Source organism: Virgibacillus salinus (assembly GCF_900102415.1).
Taxonomy (GTDB): domain Bacteria; phylum Bacillota; class Bacilli; order Bacillales; family Amphibacillaceae; genus Lentibacillus; species Lentibacillus subterraneus.
The window spans coordinates 104,258-120,479 of the sequence record NZ_FNKD01000004.1 but is presented as its reverse complement, the minus strand read 5'-3'; the positions used below and the strand labels follow the sequence as shown (position 1 = coordinate 120,479).

The window sequence follows — 16,222 nt, the reverse complement described above, 5'->3', positions numbered from 1 at the left end:
CGAATCTACCTGTACTTCAGACCCCATGACCTGTCAGTCATGACGCATGCAGGAGTATTGACGGGATGGTTTCGGGAAACATGGTTCCGTCATTCCCATCCTCGGTTGTAACGTTAAGATTATTATTTTATAATCTTCTGTTTTTCACGTTTAACACGCTTATAACAGAACTTGTCGATCGGCGCCCGTTTGCGGAACAAGTATTTATTACAACCTTAACCTTAATCGGAAGTCTGTCACAACAATATTGAGTATTACAGTAACCGAGATTATTTGAAAAAAATATTATACGATTTAGTCTCTTCTCTTTTCTCTTAATCTTTACCTTTCCACTAAACTCGAAACTACAGACCCATCTTTCATCTTAATAACTCTATTAGCTCTGCTCGCTAAATCATGGTCATGTGTCACAAATAGAACTCCGCAATTCTTTTCAGAGTTAAGACGTTGAATGATGTCAAAAATAACTTCCCCTGATTCAGTATCCAGATTTCCTGTAGCCTCATCAGCCAGCAGCCAGTCTGGCTCATGGACAAGCGCCCTTGCAATTGCCACACGTTGCTGCTGCCCACCTGATAATTGTGATGGCAATGAATTTTCCTTGTCTTCCAAGCCTACTTGTTTTAATACTTCCTGGGCGCGCTCCTTTTTGTTGTACGGAACTTTTCTGGAAAACAATGGTGCCATGACATTTTCCAAGGAAGTTAGTGTGGGTAATAAGTGAAACTGCTGGAAAACAAATCCGATATGTTCAAACCGAAAATCAGCAATCTGTTTCTGCTTCATACTCGCTAGTTTTTTTCCATCGTATGAGATATTCCCTGATGATGGTTGATCAAGTGTTCCAATCAAACTTAATAAGGTTGATTTTCCCGATCCTGAAGGTCCAACAATTGCCGTAAATTCTCCCTTGTTAAATGACAAGTTAATACCTTGCAGGGCATGGGTTTCTACCCCATCCCCTTTATACGACTTTTCTAAATCCTTACATTTAATTGAAGTACTCATATACACATCTCCTTAACTGCTGGTGTATTACTATATAGATAATCTTATGAAGACATCCTCACGCACTTTCCTTAAGAACTTCATATGGATTGGTTCGCAGTGCTTTTACAGTTGGTATAATTGCGCCAATAATCCCCATAACCGTTGGAATGCAAATAGTTAGTAACAGGATAGTCAAGTTATCCCATGGAAAAATTCCGTACATAATGCCGATGTAAGCAATAGATAAAATTAATCCCACGACTCCAGAGAGAAACCCGATTAGTGCTCCTTCCAATATAATAGAAAAGCCGATGGTCCTGTTTTTCCAACCGATTGATTTAAACAAAGCTAATTCATTTCTTCGCTCTACAATGTTCTGCCACAACATTTCACCGGTTGTTAAAACGGCGACAAGTAATGCGGCCCCCATGATGAAATAATGTGACTCATTCACTTCAACAGCGACAAACTCTCCTAAATAGGAGGTGTATAGTACGCCATCCAAATGGAATGAAACAAAAATATAGAATGATAGTAACGTTGATGGTAAAGCTATGGCTAATATAGACAGTAAATTACGCCCGGGACGCTGCATAATTTGATTTGTCACCAAGCCGGTTATGGATTGGTTTTTAAAGATTCGTTTGGATTTTGAATGAATTTCTCCCGTTTTTATCCCTTGATACGGCTTTAATTTTCCGACCTGAATCAGTGGGATTAAAATGCCAAATCCATAAATGAAAAATGATGTTAGACCAACTAATCCTACTTTTGCTAAGCTAAACGATGTTCCATTCTGTGCCAGAATATACTCTACACCAATCGCCAAAATAGTTATCAATAAAACATAAGACACAGCTTCTGTTACAATCATTTGTCGCAGCTTATTAGTTCGCCAGCCAAGTGCCAGCAAGATACTATACTCTTTACGATTCGTTAAAAAAGACACGTAAGATGTCGCCAATACATACATAATTCCGATTAGCAGAACTGCAAGTAGTACAGTTGTATAACCAAGGGATGTTTCTCTGAAAATAGCAATTGCAGCGCCAATGTTGATCCATGACTGTTCCATCCATCCCTCAGCTTTCCCTTTATTAACGATTTTCGTGACAGTTGGTTGTGGAGATGAACCTCGTGTGATGGTTACTTGTAAACCTGTTTCATCCATAATTTCTTGTTTTATCGACTCTAATTTTGATTGCGAATCATTTCCAAATTCCTCAATTCCTTTTGCCTTTATCCGGATAGAAGAAATACTGTTACCACCGAGCAGCTTTTCTGCCGCTTTTACAGTGGTTAATAAGTTAGGCGGATTTGGCAATAGAGCTGCGGGGGCACCAGACCCCTCTATCTTTTTCACCGGATTTAGTGGCTCCCCATTTTCGTCTAGTACTACCGTTGCCTCCGCTGGTCGGTAGGTTTGGAGCGGTAATTTTGTCAAGGGATCCATGCTGACTTGTAGTTTACTAGGATCATATTTACCAATAACATTAAAATTCAATACTGTAAAGGAGGGCCTTCCATTTTCGACTTTGTAAGGTGCAGGTTTAGGTTGTCTGAACACATATGGTGGTAAGTATTCTTTTGGGAACAAACCCTCATCACCGTTAACCTGTTGATTTTGAACTTGAAAACTGGATGACCACCTTTTAGGAAACGGACTATTTATTTTTTGATAGTTTAATGGACTCGATGCATAAATTAATTGAGAAATTCCAATATCCATTGATCGATTTTTACTAGGATTTTGTAGTGTCTGAAAGTATATTTCTTCCAGTTCTTTTCCTGTAACAGTATATTCATCAACGGGTTCCGTATCTATTTGGTTGAGAAATTCCTCACCATTTCCTTCTCTAATTTTTTCGGCACTTTCTTTTTGTTGCGCTTCGGTTTTAAAGGGTATATCCAGTTTTTCTAACGTTACTTTATAATTACTGTTAGCGAAACTGTTTTGGTTTAAGATAACAGGTAAATGAAATACATTATCAGTTTTTTCTTGTTTTCCTGTATCATTTTCGTTTAAATATCTACTATTATTTGAACTTATTATGCTGTCATTAAGTCCAACCAATTTTGCCTCTTGCTCAGGATCTATTCCAACAATTAACTGATCGTTTCTTAAAGTAAAACTGGGGTTAGAAAGATGTGTACCAAAGTTTAGATCAGGACGTGAACCGGTCAAGCCTGCAAGCGTATAATATGTAACATCTAATAATGTTGATTTATATAAATTATTATGATGTGTCTTTTGAATATTTAATTTGTATAGCCCTGGATCTGCTACATTAAAAGCATCTCTTACAGACAGCGAAAGTTGTGTATACCCCATAACAGAAAGGGGAGCTGCCACCTCTACACCTGTTATTTCTTTAATTGTTTCATATTTTTCATAACTAATCCTGCCATTTATCCCTTTTATGTAGTTTGGTTTCATTAAGTTATTTTGATTAAGTATTTCAGTATCTGATGGCGTAACAACGAGATCATATGCACTTTTCCATTCCTTTTGTAATGTCTCAGTAACCGTTCCTTTTGTCGATTCTGTTAAGCTGAATAAATAAATAAGAACTCCGCTTATTAATAACACCCCGACTATAGATAGGAGAAATCGTTCTTTATTTCGCATCCATTGTTTGATTAAAAGAGATATCACAAATATATCCCTCCATTCTTATAATAAATCTGAAATAAATTGATCTGGGTAAACAGTAAATTTGTTATAAAAATGTTATGAAAAAATTAAGTACTCTTCTTACTTTAAAAGTTTAAATCTTATCAGCAAATAGGAATTATCTTTGATCTATATTTTTAACAAAATTAATATATGGGTTGATTATTTGATGTGAGTTTTGGATCAATTATATATTTAAATTCTCTTGCAAAGTTAACATAGGAAATAAATCTGCTATCAGTATCTATTATTAGGAATGTAGGAAATAAGCTAATCTTGAAATCTTTTATAAAATCATCATTTGCGAATAATATTTCCTTAAAATGATTCCTTCCAAAATCTAGTTTGTCATCGAGGGTATTTGGATTGAAAATTATTGGTACAAAATTGTATTCATATCCGTATTGCAGAGACTCGCTTGCAAACTCCTTTAAATCCAAATCACAAACGTCACAGCCGGTATCGACCACAAGTAAAATTGTTAATCTGTCTAGCAGTGATTCTAAACTTATTTCCTGCTGCAAATGATTATATAATATAATATTCTTAACTCTATCTCCATTTACAAATTGCTTCCTTGTATTTTCCTTTAAAAAAGCATTTTTTAAATAGAAACCAATTTTTAATTGTTTTGAAATTAATAAAAGGTTAACTATAATAAAAATTGAAATAATTAATGTAAATATTAACATTTACATCACCCCAAGATATATTTGCAACATTAAAGTTATTGATAATGCTCAAAGCAAATCTTTTGTTAGTTTTTTATATAATTAAATTTGTTTGTTGATTACCAATTTTATTTTGCTGGTATCTCCCAAAATGCCGCTGGTTCTGCATAATTGACTACAGATGAATATTTAAGTGTCCACGATCCTTCTTGTGCAGGTACATCAAAGAAAATATCACCCTGTATTTTCTTTCCTGGTGGAAGATCTTCTCTTAATCTAGTTTTACCACCGGGCCAGGCTGGCCAGGCATATTTGAGTTTATTACCTTCAACATCATACAGAGTAAACCTATATGAGGTAGGATGTATCTCGCTGTCCTTTGTATTTTTAATTATGGCTCCAATCTTAACTGCATGATCCTGTTTCAATGCACGAAACTGTCTCATCTCTCCAGTATAACGTTCAATACTGGTAACCGTAACCTTTATACCACCGATGTCTGCAGTATCACCCATTTGTAAAGCATTTACCTCATTAATAAGTACTTTCTTAGGTTCATCTTTAGGTTCTTCTTTAGGTTCTTCTTTAGACTCATCTTCAGATTCTTCATTTACTTGTTTATTCGGGTTCTCTTCTTGCGTTTTTCCTTCAACGTCATGTGAAGGTTCATTTTTTGTTGCAGATTGTTCTGAGCAGCCAACTATTAAGCCTGATGCCAATACGAAAATGCCTAATATTTTTATGTGTTTATTCAACTAAAATCCCCCCCCTTACATTCTTTGTAGATTTTTAGTATCATACTATTTATAAAAAACAACAAAATTATTATTGTTTAACAGATTGCATAAGTCCTTCGCTTCCCCGCAAGGCATTTTCTGCAAAACACTTAAACAATATTAATCACTTTAATTATTATGTGTTTTTAGTGAAATTATGAAAAAGAAGCTGGGACATAAGTGTTTTATCAAAAGAAAATCCGAACCAGCCGAAAAAAGTACATATAACCCACTTTGGAAATATATTTCGCTTTCCACGGTAAGCTGGTGAAATGCTAATCCGCTTTGTAGTCACCTAGCCTTTTGTTCCCGGAGGAGTTATGTATACTCACTACGCTAGCATTGTTCGTCTTTTGTGTTACACTTTTTCATTATGTCCCAGCTCTATTTACTGCAAAGAATTTCTCTTAAATAGGGAAATATCTGACCTTAATAGCGGCAACCGCATCTATCTTTTATCTTAGTGCCGATGCGCGCTCCAGTTTTTGCAGTTTACGATTTCAACGTATAAATGACGTTCACCAAGAGCACATGCAATATCATCACCACAGAATTCTCGCCCTTCACAATTACCAATTGGGTCAAGTTTAGGTGCTTTCATTTTTAATCCTCTCCTTTCTCCAAGAATATAATATATAGTTGTTTTTCATGGATGAGTAAAAGAAATTTTATTATGAGTGGATTCTTTGAGGCTGTAACTTCCATAGAAGAGGAATCTAAGCTGATTTATTGTAGTGAAAAAAGTTTTAATGAAAAGATTTATAAAATTAAAATATAAAATAGTTACAATTTTAATAATAATGCAATATAATGGAATAGTCAATCTTTTCTATCTTTTTTTATTTATATTTTCATGATATAATTTTTGAAAAAGATAGGAGTTTTTCGTTTGAAAACTATGTTAAAAGCATTTTTAATAATATTTAAAATTAATCCTATCATTTTCAGTTTTCTTACTGTATTAAAAATAGTAAAAGGTGCATTACCTTTATTATCAATAATAATCCTACAAAGACTAATAAATTCCGTTCAATTTTACTTTGAAGATCAAGTTGAATTAATGAATATAATATTTTTACTATTTATGCAAATAGGACTAACTATTTTTATCAATGTATTAACAAAAATTGACGAGTATCTAAGGGCGGTTATTCAATTAAATATAGAATTAGATATCAAAACCAAAATTTCACGAAAAATGACTTCTGTTAATTACGAAAGGCTTGAAGATCATGAGTTTTATAATTTAATTCAACGAACAAATGGCGATTTAGGTTCCCAGTTTTTAGGGCCAATTAATAATTTGCTAGAAATAGTGAGATCTTTAATTACAATTATCTCAATTCTTTTTTTCTTATTACAATTCCATATTTTATTTGTTATCATTTTAGTTACATTTTCTATTCCGTTACTGTTTATACAAAACAAGCTCGGAAGTGATCGTTATTGGCTAGCTAAGTATATGACACCTTTTGCAAGAGAGCAAAACTATATATTTAGTTTGTTTATAGATAGAAAGTATAATAAAGAAATAAGGGTAAACCAATCTTTTAATTACCTATTTAATAAATGGACTTATTCTTTCAATAAAAATAGGGGAGAAGTACTAAAACAAGAGCTTAGTCAAAGCAAAAAGTTACTTAGTCTAGAGTTACTAAGCTCAGTAACATTTGCTGCATCCTTTTTTCTTATCATTTCTTTATTATCTCAATCAAAATTACGTATAGGTGATTTCGTTTCTATTATGGAAGCCATACAAAGAGTTTTGAGCTCTATAAGTAGTTTATCTTATATGACATCTAACCTTAAAGAAGGGACACATTATATAAATGACATATTTTTAATTCTTAACATTCCTGAAAAAGCAGTTAGAAAAGGAAGCTTTAATAATAAGAAACCGCCTGATAATGTGATAGAAGTAAGGAATTTAAGTTTTAAATATCCTTTTGAAAATAGCAATGCTATAATGGACATAAGTCTGAAAATTAGAAAAGGTTCTAGCGTAATGATTGTAGGCAGTAACGGTTCAGGGAAGTCTACGTTGATAAAATGTCTAATTGGTTTATACCAAGTTCCTGAAGATACAATAAATTTATTCGGTAATGATATCACACAACTATCAGAAGAAGAAATTTATGATAAAATCTCTGTTATATATCAGGATTTTGGAATGTATGAATTAACCGCTTTTCAAAATATACTAATTGGAGACACAAAAAAGGAAAAATCGAAAGTGATTCAGTCTGCTATTGAGGCTGATATACATGATTACATAAGCACTTTATCTGAAGGATATGATACTAAACTTGGAAGGATTTTTGAAGGGAGTAGGGATTTGTCCGGGGGTCAATGGCAAAAACTTGCTTTAGCAAGATCAATTATTAAAGATTCTGATTTAATAATACTAGATGAGCCTTCATCTTCACTGGACCCAATAGCAGAAAAGAAGTTATTTATGAATTTTAAGTCGATTACAGAAGGAAAAACATCAATTTATATTTCACATCGTATGTATGCGTGTCATTTGGCGGATCATATTATTGTATTAAAAGATGGTAAAATTGTTGAACAAGGTAATCATTCAGAATTACTGAAAATAGATGGTCATTACACAGAACTTTATAATAATCAATCAGATATGTACAAAGAAAAAATGAGGAGGTAAAGCATGGGTATATTTAGTATTACCATAGCATTATTCTTTGCATATGTGTTTATGTTCTCAGCAGTTACAAAAATTAAAGGGCTTTCAGACCATGTTAAAATCTTTACTAGTTATGAAATATTGCCCCATCAATTTTCAATTCCTTTTAGTTTAGGATTCATTGCCATAGAAGTGATTTCTAGTTTACTGATAATTTTTCAATTTCATGCCGTTATAGGAATTATTATGTTAGGGATACTTACATTCATCTATACATTAGCTATATTAATAAATTTATTACGTGGAAGAAAGGATTTGTCGTGCGGATGTGGTGGAGTATTAGGGGATCACAATATTTCGTATAAGCTTATTTCCAGAAATATTTTGATTATATCAGGGTTATTCTTGGTGTACCTGTTGCCATCGGGAGAAATATTGTTAGTACCGTACGTCCTACTGAATATATTAGTAATTTCAGGTTTTTGTTTGTATCTAATAGTTATAGAAATGCAGGCTATTAAAAGATTGAGAAAGGAGCTGTTAGCATGATAGTAAACATTCTTTTATTATTGGTGCTATGTGTAATTTTGATTCAGAGTTTTTGTTTTCTTAGCTACTTCAAAACAGTAAACGGTTTTTTTCAGCAAATCGAACAGATAGACTTACCAAACAAGGAGAAGAAAAATGATTAAAATAGCTATTCTGATATGTATGGTAATCATAATTGTTTTTAATTTTTTGCTGTTAAAAAGGTCTAAAGATTTATTAATGTTTTATATGGAGACAATTGCAAAAAGCCCTTATTTAAGTGTCGCCAAAGAGCTTCATATTGGGCAACAAATTAATTTGGAGTATCTTAGTAAACAAAATATTGCTTTTGAAGGAGACCTAATTATAATGGCCGTATCGGTTAAGTGCTCGACTTGTAAAGAAATTATTAATGGATTTGAGCAGGCTGAAATGGAACTTCGTGATTTTGTTATTGTAAGTAATGGTGTAATTCCAATTAAACAAAAAACTATTCTTTTAGAAAATAAAATTAAAATGGTAGAATCAGAAGAATTCTTTAACTCACTTGGTTTGAGATCTGTACCTAGAGTAATCAATATTGATAAAGGAATTGTAACAAATATTAGCAGGATAACACATAGTAATGAATTAAGTTTCACACCCCAAAACTAAGGGGATTTTAGCCTTCAAAATAACTGTTTTCCCTTGTCCAAATTGTATCTTTGGCTTCCAAAAAGAAACAATCCGATTTTGTTTCGATGCAATTCCCTTTTGGTCAGAAGATGAACCCTCACCAGCTGACAATCTAAGGATATCTATTATATTCTGTATGCTTGTTTTCTGGTTTGGAAATCCAAAAGGGAGAACTCCTCGCTAGTTTCCTTTCCATAATAACTAAAAATGTTAGCTGCATTCCTGATTAATTCCACACTTGAACTACATATTCTTTACATTTTTTATGTTCAATTAAAAACTGCTTTGGTATTCCAGTTTGAAAGGGAATGAATACGCCTCCTGTTGCCAGAACGGGATTACTCTTTTACTATTTCACTTATAAAGAGTTATTCCACAATCTGGCCCAGATTGTTGAAAACTAATCAGACCGCACTTTTAAATTATCCTGCTACGTTAGTTTAAGTGTAACACTTCACAATCTCTATATTTATTTTAACATAAATACCCATATTCCCTTAAATGAATTTACTAAATATTACAATTAGCATTTAAATTCACACCATAAATCACAATAAAATCACATACACTATAATAAATATTTCACTCTTGTGAATTATTCTGTGAATTTCAAAACTCTTTCAAACCTTGATATAGCATTAAGAAAACACACGAGATTTCCCTTGTGAAAATCCGTGTGTTTTCTGATGCGTTTTTGCTTGAGATATTAAGTGTTATTCCTAATGTTTTTTAAAGCCTTTTCCGTTACTGTCATGCAAGCTCACCTTCAGCACTTTTCCTGAGAACTCCTGCATAATAAACTCAGCATACTTTTCACCATTGGTAACAGTTAATGTTACTTCTTTTTCTTTCAAAATATCCACTTGTTTTTTATTCAGTAACAATTTCCTTGGCTTTTTATCATTTTGAATGTCAATAACAACTCGAACACCGGAACCAAGAGCTTCCAAATCCTCCGTATGCACGGTTGCTGTGCCATTATTATCCTTTGGTGCAACAACAACTTCAGGTGGATCTTCTTCAGCTGTTCCTTCTGTAATACGTCCTTCAGGGCCATATTCAAACGGATTTGCTTCCGAGCTGTTCAGGCTCTCGACAAAATCTACTGTAGCATCAAGATCAGATGGACCCATCACTGGATTTTCACCCAATTCCCCAATTGGTGCGTATTTAGATCCTGTTGACGTACCCATATAATTATTTACCGTCAGGGTATATGTTTTATCCATATCGATTGGTGATCCATCAGGTAAAGTTACGTCAACAACCGAACTTGTTTCAGGATCCCACGTATAATGAAAACCGCTTATACTGTAATCAGGACCATAAACTGATGAAAGCTGTGCTTCAATAATCGGGTAAAGATCTGCACCTTTTATCTCAAACATCATCAGTGTATTGCCAAATGGCTGGATATTATATAGATCCCCCCAGGTAACTTCACCGGCTAGCAGGTCATCTCGAATTCCGCCACCATTCATCATAGCAAAATCACTATCCATTTGAGCGTTCATTCCATCAGCAATTAGATTCCCTAGACCATGATCACCATCATTGGAATAATCACCTGTTAAATCTGTTGCATTGTAGCCAATTACTTCATTCATAATTGGTGCGATCTGATTTGCATATTTGTCCAGAATCCCAGCAACTGCTGGATCAGGGGTGACCTTGCTTTGATCTACAAAAACAACTTCTGCTTCTTTTTTTACAATGTCACCTGTCGTGCGATCAATCTCCAGGTCAACGTCTGAAAATGCTTTTCCATATTCGGATGCTTGAACAATTAGTTTGTTATCCACGACACCATTGTTAACGAAATGGTTATGTGCAGCGTAAATAACATCAACCTCATCATCAACCGCATTCGCTAAGTCAGCAACCTGACCGGTTACGGTATCACCATTCTGCTCACCCGGAATATGTGACAGCAGCACAATTGATTTTACACCTTGTGCTTTAAGTTCTGCGACAGATTCGTTCACAGCTTCAGTTGCATTTGTGAATTCGATATCCTGAATCCCAGCAGGCATTACCATTCCAGCGGCTTCCTGTGTGATAACACCAACGAACCCAATTTTTTCACCGTCAACTTCCTCTACATAGTGTGGAGGCAACACAGTGTTACCAGAATCTTTGTAAACACAATTTGCACATAGTAACGGGAAGTTCATTCCGTCATAGCCATCGGTACCTAAACCTTCTGGATGTTCTCCTCCATTTACCATGCGTAGTAGTTCGTCTGTCCCTTCATCAAATTCATGATTTCCTACTGTACCAACATCAAATCCGATTTCTTCCATAATTTCGACTGTTGGTTCATCCTGTAGCAAACCTGATACTGGTGAACTACCACCAATCATATCACCGGCATGAACAATCAGCGTATTTGGATTTGTTTGCTCCCGTGCTTCAATAGCTGCAGCAGTATAATCCATTTTACCGTAAGTACTGAATGTTCCATCACCGTCTGGGTCAAGCTCATATTCCTGATCAATTTTTCCATGCAGGTCATTCATGCTTAATAACTGAACCGATAAATTTTCAGTTGAGCCATCATCGTCACCGACAAATGTGTAGCCATACGATTCTGCTTCTTCTTCACTTGCAAAAAATACCCTTTTTTCCACTGGAACATCAGCCCAATTATCAGGCATAACGTACTCCATTGTATCGGAATTCCCAACATATCTTAAAAATCCTTTTTGATCATCATTTGCCCGGAATTCAAATGGTAATTCCAGCAATGGATCTTCCGGATTCCAAATGCCAAGACCAGCATCTTTCGCTTCTTTTACCGCATTCTGATATGTCGGATATACTTCTTCATTAAATGGCGCGATAAAATAGGTTGATGCTAACCCTTCTCGTACCATCTCCAGGTTAATATTCATACCATCTTCCTGACGAATAATTTCTGCCAGCAATCTGCCATAATCATCAGTTGGTTCCTCACCTATTTTCACAAGAACCTCATCACCTGGCTGAATAAGCTCATTCATATATGCTTTCGCTTCTTCACCAAAAGCTTTCTGGTTTGCGTTTATTTCGTCTCTAGCAGGGTCGTCATTATGAGCTGTATATGTTTCAGCTGTGTCCATATTTAGAAAACGTACCTTCGTCCCTCCAAGGACTGGTGTTTCTAAATGAATCGTATCGCCATCTACAACACTTTCAACAGTAGATTCATAAACACCTGCTGCTGATGGTGGTTCTGGTTGTTCATCAGCCAATTGAATGTCCGCTTGTTCAGTTGGAATTAACTGATAAGCATTATACTGGCTGACAATCGCCGTAACGTTATACCACCTATCTTCCTCTACTAATGACATATCCAGGGCATTCTCCATCACCCTGAGCGTTGTTCCATTGAAGTCCGAATCAATCAACGAAACATTATATCCGCCACCTGCAGGACTATCAGGGATATCATTAATAAATCCTGTAAGCTGAACTAATTCTCCTTCATAGGATTCGGCAACAGAAGAATCCTGAAGATCAGCTAATGTAACAGATTGTGCTTGTGGTAATTCCTGTCCGCTCTCTACTACTTCAATTGAAGTCGGGATAACTTCTTTTAAGCCATTATATGAATCTAGTTCACCAGAAACCCGGACTCGATCCCCTTTAGCAAGATCGGGAATTTCACCTTGTTCGAATGCAAAAAGATTAATGCCGCCTGTCTCGTCTTGTATGTATGTTGAAAATTGTGCGCCATTACTGATTGCATTATTATTAACGGTTACTATTCCTTCTACTGTTACTGCAGTTCCATCACTTAGCTCACGAGCATCAGCAATAGAATATTCCTCACCAGGATCACCTGGGTCTATAGGCGGGTCTTCCCCACCGGCACCGTCCATTGTGTGACTCCCAAGATATGCGAATGTATCTTTCGCATAATCTGACCATTCTGCTTCATTGTACGATGAACTTGCCTGTGTAACAGATGCATCTCTTACTAATGTGATGTCTTTTGCATAATCACTATCAGTTCCAATGTTACCTAATACATCCATTGCACTATCATTCTTTTTTAACACAAATGCATCGTCACCATTAAAATTAGCTACCGCAGAGCTTTCCAAGTCCGTCTGGGATAAAACTTCTGCATCAGCACTTGAATGGGCAACAACAAATACATCATTATGTTCCAAAGTACCTGATAGCTGTACCGACTGACTTGCTTCTGTAGCACCATTACTATACAATTCCAATTCGTAATTTGATAAATCTACTGGATCACCTGTACCATTATAAATCTCGATTGCCTTGTTATACGAACTTCCTTCAATATACTCTGAGATGAATAAGTCCTCTGCCACTACCTCATTACTTTCCGCTTTCACTAGGATCGTAGAATAATTCATGAACACTAGCGTGAAAATAAGAAGCAAATTCAGCATCTTCTTCACAGTCGATTTTTTCATTGGTACCCTCCATTAATATGATATTGTGACACAATTGTGACTGTGGCACACTTTTAATATGGCACATTAAATAAGAGGATACAATTAAGATTTTGTAAATTTATAGTAAATTCTTACTATTTTAGTGATGATTAGTTAAAAACAGTTAAAATTACCCATGCGAACAACATGTCTAATCACCTACAGTATTTAATTTTTAAACTTTTTCTTGTAGCGTAAAATCAATTGAACTGACACCAAGCGACTACTTTGATGAATATGTTAATGCATCTCCCTTGGACATCATAAAAAAAGGGATGCTGACTGCATCCCTTTTTATCTACTCTACTGTTATTGTTTGTTGTTCTTTTCGTGCCAGACACATAATTCCAGCGATTAGATAAAATATCCCGCTAAAGATTCCGGCACCAACTGTTATGATTGCTGCAAGTACAGACGTTACAATCAAAATAATTCCTGCTGCTTTCGGTTTCTTATCGCCTTTTACCAATATGATCGAAATAATACCTAAAACCAATGCAATGATTGAAACAATTGCTAGTACCAAACCTCCACCTTGGAGGACTTCGAGCATAGCCTGCATATCGCCCGTTCCCATTCCAGGCTGTTGCATCATTTCATCCGAAGCCTCATTTAAGACTTGCTCATTGTTAAATAGCCACGCTGCAAATATACCTACTCCAGCAAACAGCATATAGATTAATGCACCAACAATCGTTAATACAATTTCTCCTGTCCGATTCATGACAATCCCTCCCCATTTTGACTTCACTTATTCTATGCAGTAATTTGAATGGAATATTCTAATTACCTATTTCATTTACTACCTTACCATAAAAAATAAAACATTCTATCTTTTATCATAACATTTACCTACTAGAATTTGCCAAAACTAGACCATATCAAAAAATAAGCCAACAATTGAAAGTTGGCTAATATGCTTCAGCGATTATTCTATCATATTAGCAGCGTTCAGATAGCCATGACCTTGAAGATTTGGGGATTGTCCTAAATCTTTACATGCATTATTAAGCTGTTCCTTAACTTGGTCCGGGGATAAATTCGGTTCTATTTGGAGTAATTGTGCGACTACACCTGCACATATTGGCGTAGCCATTGAGATTACTGATAAAGCAAAGTAGTTAGTATCAACTCATGATTCTGAATTTGTTTTATCAAGAAAAGATCTGGGTGATCGCAGAGAGATAATATTTACACCATGCGTTAATAAATTCGGCTTCATCAGACCATCTATTGTTGGACCTCGGTTTGAGAAATCCGCTACCACATCGTCATAATAATGAATTGGTACAAAAAATGGTGAAAAAGGCAAATAACCAGCGAATTATGAAGTTAACCTTCTATATTTCTCAGGATTTCTTGCAAACTTTGCAGCGTACTTTCTAGCATTCTTTTATATAGATCTAAAATAGATTGCCCATAATTGTCACCTGGCACTGCCCACTTCCCATTTAAGGCAACCCATGTTGGAGCCTCCATTCTATTAATTTTGGTACTACATTTATATAATATGAAAAATAGCTAGAATGAAATGGACAAAAGTTTCTTTTATACAAACTTTGGCGAAAAATGTTCGGATGCCTCAACTATCTTGATTTAATAGACTCAAAACGTATTTATCCAATCGTTCCTTCATCATTTCATTTGTTAATCCTGATACACCGAATGCTTCCCACCCAGGATATACCTCAGGAGGTCCAACAAGCATATCAGTCAAAGATAGCAAATCCCAATACCGATTATAGGTAAAACAAGAACCTGCCTGTTGCTGATATGCCTTCAGAAAACCATCTGCTGTTTCAACACCATATAGCATGGCCAGGTTCACTCTGCAATGCCCGACATCAACTCCGCGGGGGCCTCTGCAGCCATTTACCCAATCTACCACTCCGCTAACTAAGCCTTCATCCCATAAAACATTGGCTGGATGATAGTCTCGGTGTATGAAGCAATCTGTCGTTTTTGGTCGAGGTCCTGTTAAGATATTAATAGCACTTCCCCATGTTTTCGGCTCCTTTGACCAGCTTGGCATCTCAAACGTTGATATGTCATTGTAGCTATAATGCTGATATGGAAAGCCCCTCGCTTCAACTTCATGAATTTTCACAAGTCCCCTCGCCAAGCCAGTTAGCCACTCATCCATATTGGCAGGTTTCAATTCTACAGCACCTTCAAGCTTTGTCATGAGAATCGCTGGAATTCCACATTTTTCCCCAGTTTCATCGCAGGCAACAACTTCTGGAGTAGTAATACCTGTGTTTGTAGCCATACGTAAACTTTCAACTTCATGCAAAACCAAATCCGGTTCTTCATCAAGCCATTCCTTATTATCAAACTGCCTGATGACATATTGCTTTACTGACTGATCCACTAGCAGTGTGATGCTATGTAACGTGGATGAGGTACTTCCTTTCAGCCGACTAACCGATTCAACCTTTGCATTCGAATCGACATTATCTTTTACCCATTCAACAATCTGATTCGACAAATATTCGTTATTTTGTTCCAAAAAAATCCACCTCGATTCTTAATATAGATATAATTTTAAATATAATTACTCTGAAATTAAAGGGATTTGATATCATTTTGGTGAAAAATATATAAAGGACGAGGATCATCATGATACCAGGTTATACTGTCTAAAATTACACAGCGGACACCAGAGCCCTTATTTGACAAAAACAGCACTTTTTCCTTAGATATATGTGATATAAGGTATCCGGTGATCGCATATTACAGAAAAAGCACTTTTTTGCAGAAATAGCTTACCCTGTGTCCGCTTACTACAGTTATGAAGAACAATAATATAAAAG

The 16,222-nt window shown here is 35.4% G+C and carries 13 protein-coding genes; 4 read left to right on the top strand and 9 right to left on the bottom strand.

From position 1 onward, the window contains the following. The first annotated feature begins 65 nt into the window (after positions 1-65). The gene (locus tag BLS02_RS16180; RefSeq protein WP_092494074.1) at positions 66-251 is read left to right on the top strand and encodes a hypothetical protein; all 186 of its coding nucleotides are present in this window, start codon (positions 66-68) and stop codon (positions 249-251) included. 70 nt (positions 252-321) lie between these two features. Here the strand turns inward: BLS02_RS16180 and BLS02_RS16175 are convergent, their stop codons facing one another. The 5 genes from BLS02_RS16175 to BLS02_RS19050 all read right to left on the bottom strand — a co-directional run bounded on the left by BLS02_RS16175 (position 322) and on the right by BLS02_RS19050 (position 5,712). Continuing rightward, a complete protein-coding gene (locus BLS02_RS16175) occupies positions 322-1,008 on the bottom strand; it encodes an ABC transporter ATP-binding protein (RefSeq protein ID WP_092494073.1) in 687 nt (228 codons plus the stop codon). 58 nt (positions 1,009-1,066) lie between these two features. Continuing rightward, complete coding sequence (locus BLS02_RS16170) at positions 1,067-3,646, bottom strand: ABC transporter permease (protein ID WP_092494072.1); 2,580 nt, start codon at positions 3,644-3,646, stop codon at positions 1,067-1,069. Between the two features lie 164 nt (positions 3,647-3,810). Further along, positions 3,811-4,356, bottom strand: coding sequence for a hypothetical protein (locus BLS02_RS16165; RefSeq protein WP_092494071.1), 546 nt, complete (start codon positions 4,354-4,356; stop codon positions 3,811-3,813). A gap of 107 nt (positions 4,357-4,463) precedes the next feature. Next, a complete protein-coding gene (locus BLS02_RS16160) occupies positions 4,464-5,090 on the bottom strand; it encodes a DUF4352 domain-containing protein (RefSeq protein WP_092494070.1) in 627 nt (208 codons plus the stop codon). Positions 5,091-5,571: 481 nt separating this feature from the next. Continuing rightward, entirely contained in the window at positions 5,572-5,712 is a 141-nt protein-coding gene (locus tag BLS02_RS19050; protein WP_175559514.1) for a hypothetical protein, read from the bottom strand. 297 nt (positions 5,713-6,009) lie between these two features. Between BLS02_RS19050 and BLS02_RS16155 the strand changes: the two genes are divergently transcribed. The 3 genes from BLS02_RS16155 (at position 6,010) to BLS02_RS16145 (ending at position 8,937) form a co-directional block, all read left to right on the top strand. Further along, positions 6,010-7,776 carry an ABC transporter ATP-binding protein gene (locus tag BLS02_RS16155; RefSeq protein WP_254788806.1) on the top strand — a complete coding sequence of 589 codons (1,767 nt, stop codon included), beginning with the start codon at positions 6,010-6,012 and terminating at the stop codon, positions 7,774-7,776. Between the two features lie 3 nt (positions 7,777-7,779). Then, positions 7,780-8,304 carry a MauE/DoxX family redox-associated membrane protein gene (locus BLS02_RS16150; protein WP_092494068.1) on the top strand — a complete coding sequence of 175 codons (525 nt, stop codon included), beginning with the start codon at positions 7,780-7,782 and terminating at the stop codon, positions 8,302-8,304. A 135-nt stretch (positions 8,305-8,439) separates the two neighbouring features. After that, positions 8,440-8,937 carry a hypothetical protein gene (locus BLS02_RS16145; RefSeq protein ID WP_092494067.1) on the top strand — a complete coding sequence of 166 codons (498 nt, stop codon included), beginning with the start codon at positions 8,440-8,442 and terminating at the stop codon, positions 8,935-8,937. A gap of 740 nt (positions 8,938-9,677) precedes the next feature. Here BLS02_RS16145 and BLS02_RS16140 read toward each other — a convergent pair. From BLS02_RS16140 to BLS02_RS16130, 4 genes are all read right to left on the bottom strand, one after another. After that, positions 9,678-13,388 carry a 5'-nucleotidase C-terminal domain-containing protein gene (locus BLS02_RS16140; RefSeq protein ID WP_092494066.1) on the bottom strand — a complete coding sequence of 1,237 codons (3,711 nt, stop codon included), beginning with the start codon at positions 13,386-13,388 and terminating at the stop codon, positions 9,678-9,680. Between the two features lie 319 nt (positions 13,389-13,707). Then, positions 13,708-14,133, bottom strand: a complete 426-nt coding sequence (locus BLS02_RS16135) for a DUF4064 domain-containing protein (RefSeq protein ID WP_092494065.1) — start codon at positions 14,131-14,133, stop codon at positions 13,708-13,710. A 204-nt stretch (positions 14,134-14,337) separates the two neighbouring features. Beyond that, positions 14,338-14,505 carry a S8 family serine peptidase gene (locus BLS02_RS19240; protein ID WP_254788798.1) on the bottom strand — a complete coding sequence of 56 codons (168 nt, stop codon included), beginning with the start codon at positions 14,503-14,505 and terminating at the stop codon, positions 14,338-14,340. 486 nt (positions 14,506-14,991) lie between these two features. After that, a complete protein-coding gene (locus BLS02_RS16130) occupies positions 14,992-15,918 on the bottom strand; it encodes an aminoglycoside phosphotransferase family protein (RefSeq protein ID WP_092494064.1) in 927 nt (308 codons plus the stop codon). Between the last annotated feature and the right edge of the window lie 304 nt (positions 15,919-16,222).

Coding starts and splice junctions, on each gene's coding strand:
- BLS02_RS19050 (WP_175559514.1), bottom strand. CDS start 5,712: ATGAAAGCACCTAAACTTGACCCAATTGGTAATTGTGAAGGGCGAGAA.
- BLS02_RS16180 (WP_092494074.1), top strand. CDS start 66: ATGGTTTCGGGAAACATGGTTCCGTCATTCCCATCCTCGGTTGTAACG.
- BLS02_RS16175 (WP_092494073.1), bottom strand. CDS start 1,008: ATGAGTACTTCAATTAAATGTAAGGATTTAGAAAAGTCGTATAAAGGG.
- BLS02_RS16155 (WP_254788806.1), top strand. CDS start 6,010: ATGTTAAAAGCATTTTTAATAATATTTAAAATTAATCCTATCATTTTC.
- BLS02_RS16135 (WP_092494065.1), bottom strand. CDS start 14,133: ATGAATCGGACAGGAGAAATTGTATTAACGATTGTTGGTGCATTAATC.
- BLS02_RS16150 (WP_092494068.1), top strand. CDS start 7,780: ATGGGTATATTTAGTATTACCATAGCATTATTCTTTGCATATGTGTTT.
- BLS02_RS16165 (WP_092494071.1), bottom strand. CDS start 4,356: ATGTTAATATTTACATTAATTATTTCAATTTTTATTATAGTTAACCTT.
- BLS02_RS16140 (WP_092494066.1), bottom strand. CDS start 13,388: ATGAAAAAATCGACTGTGAAGAAGATGCTGAATTTGCTTCTTATTTTC.
- BLS02_RS19240 (WP_254788798.1), bottom strand. CDS start 14,505: ATGGCTACGCCAATATGTGCAGGTGTAGTCGCACAATTACTCCAAATA.
- BLS02_RS16145 (WP_092494067.1), top strand. CDS start 8,440: ATGATTAAAATAGCTATTCTGATATGTATGGTAATCATAATTGTTTTT.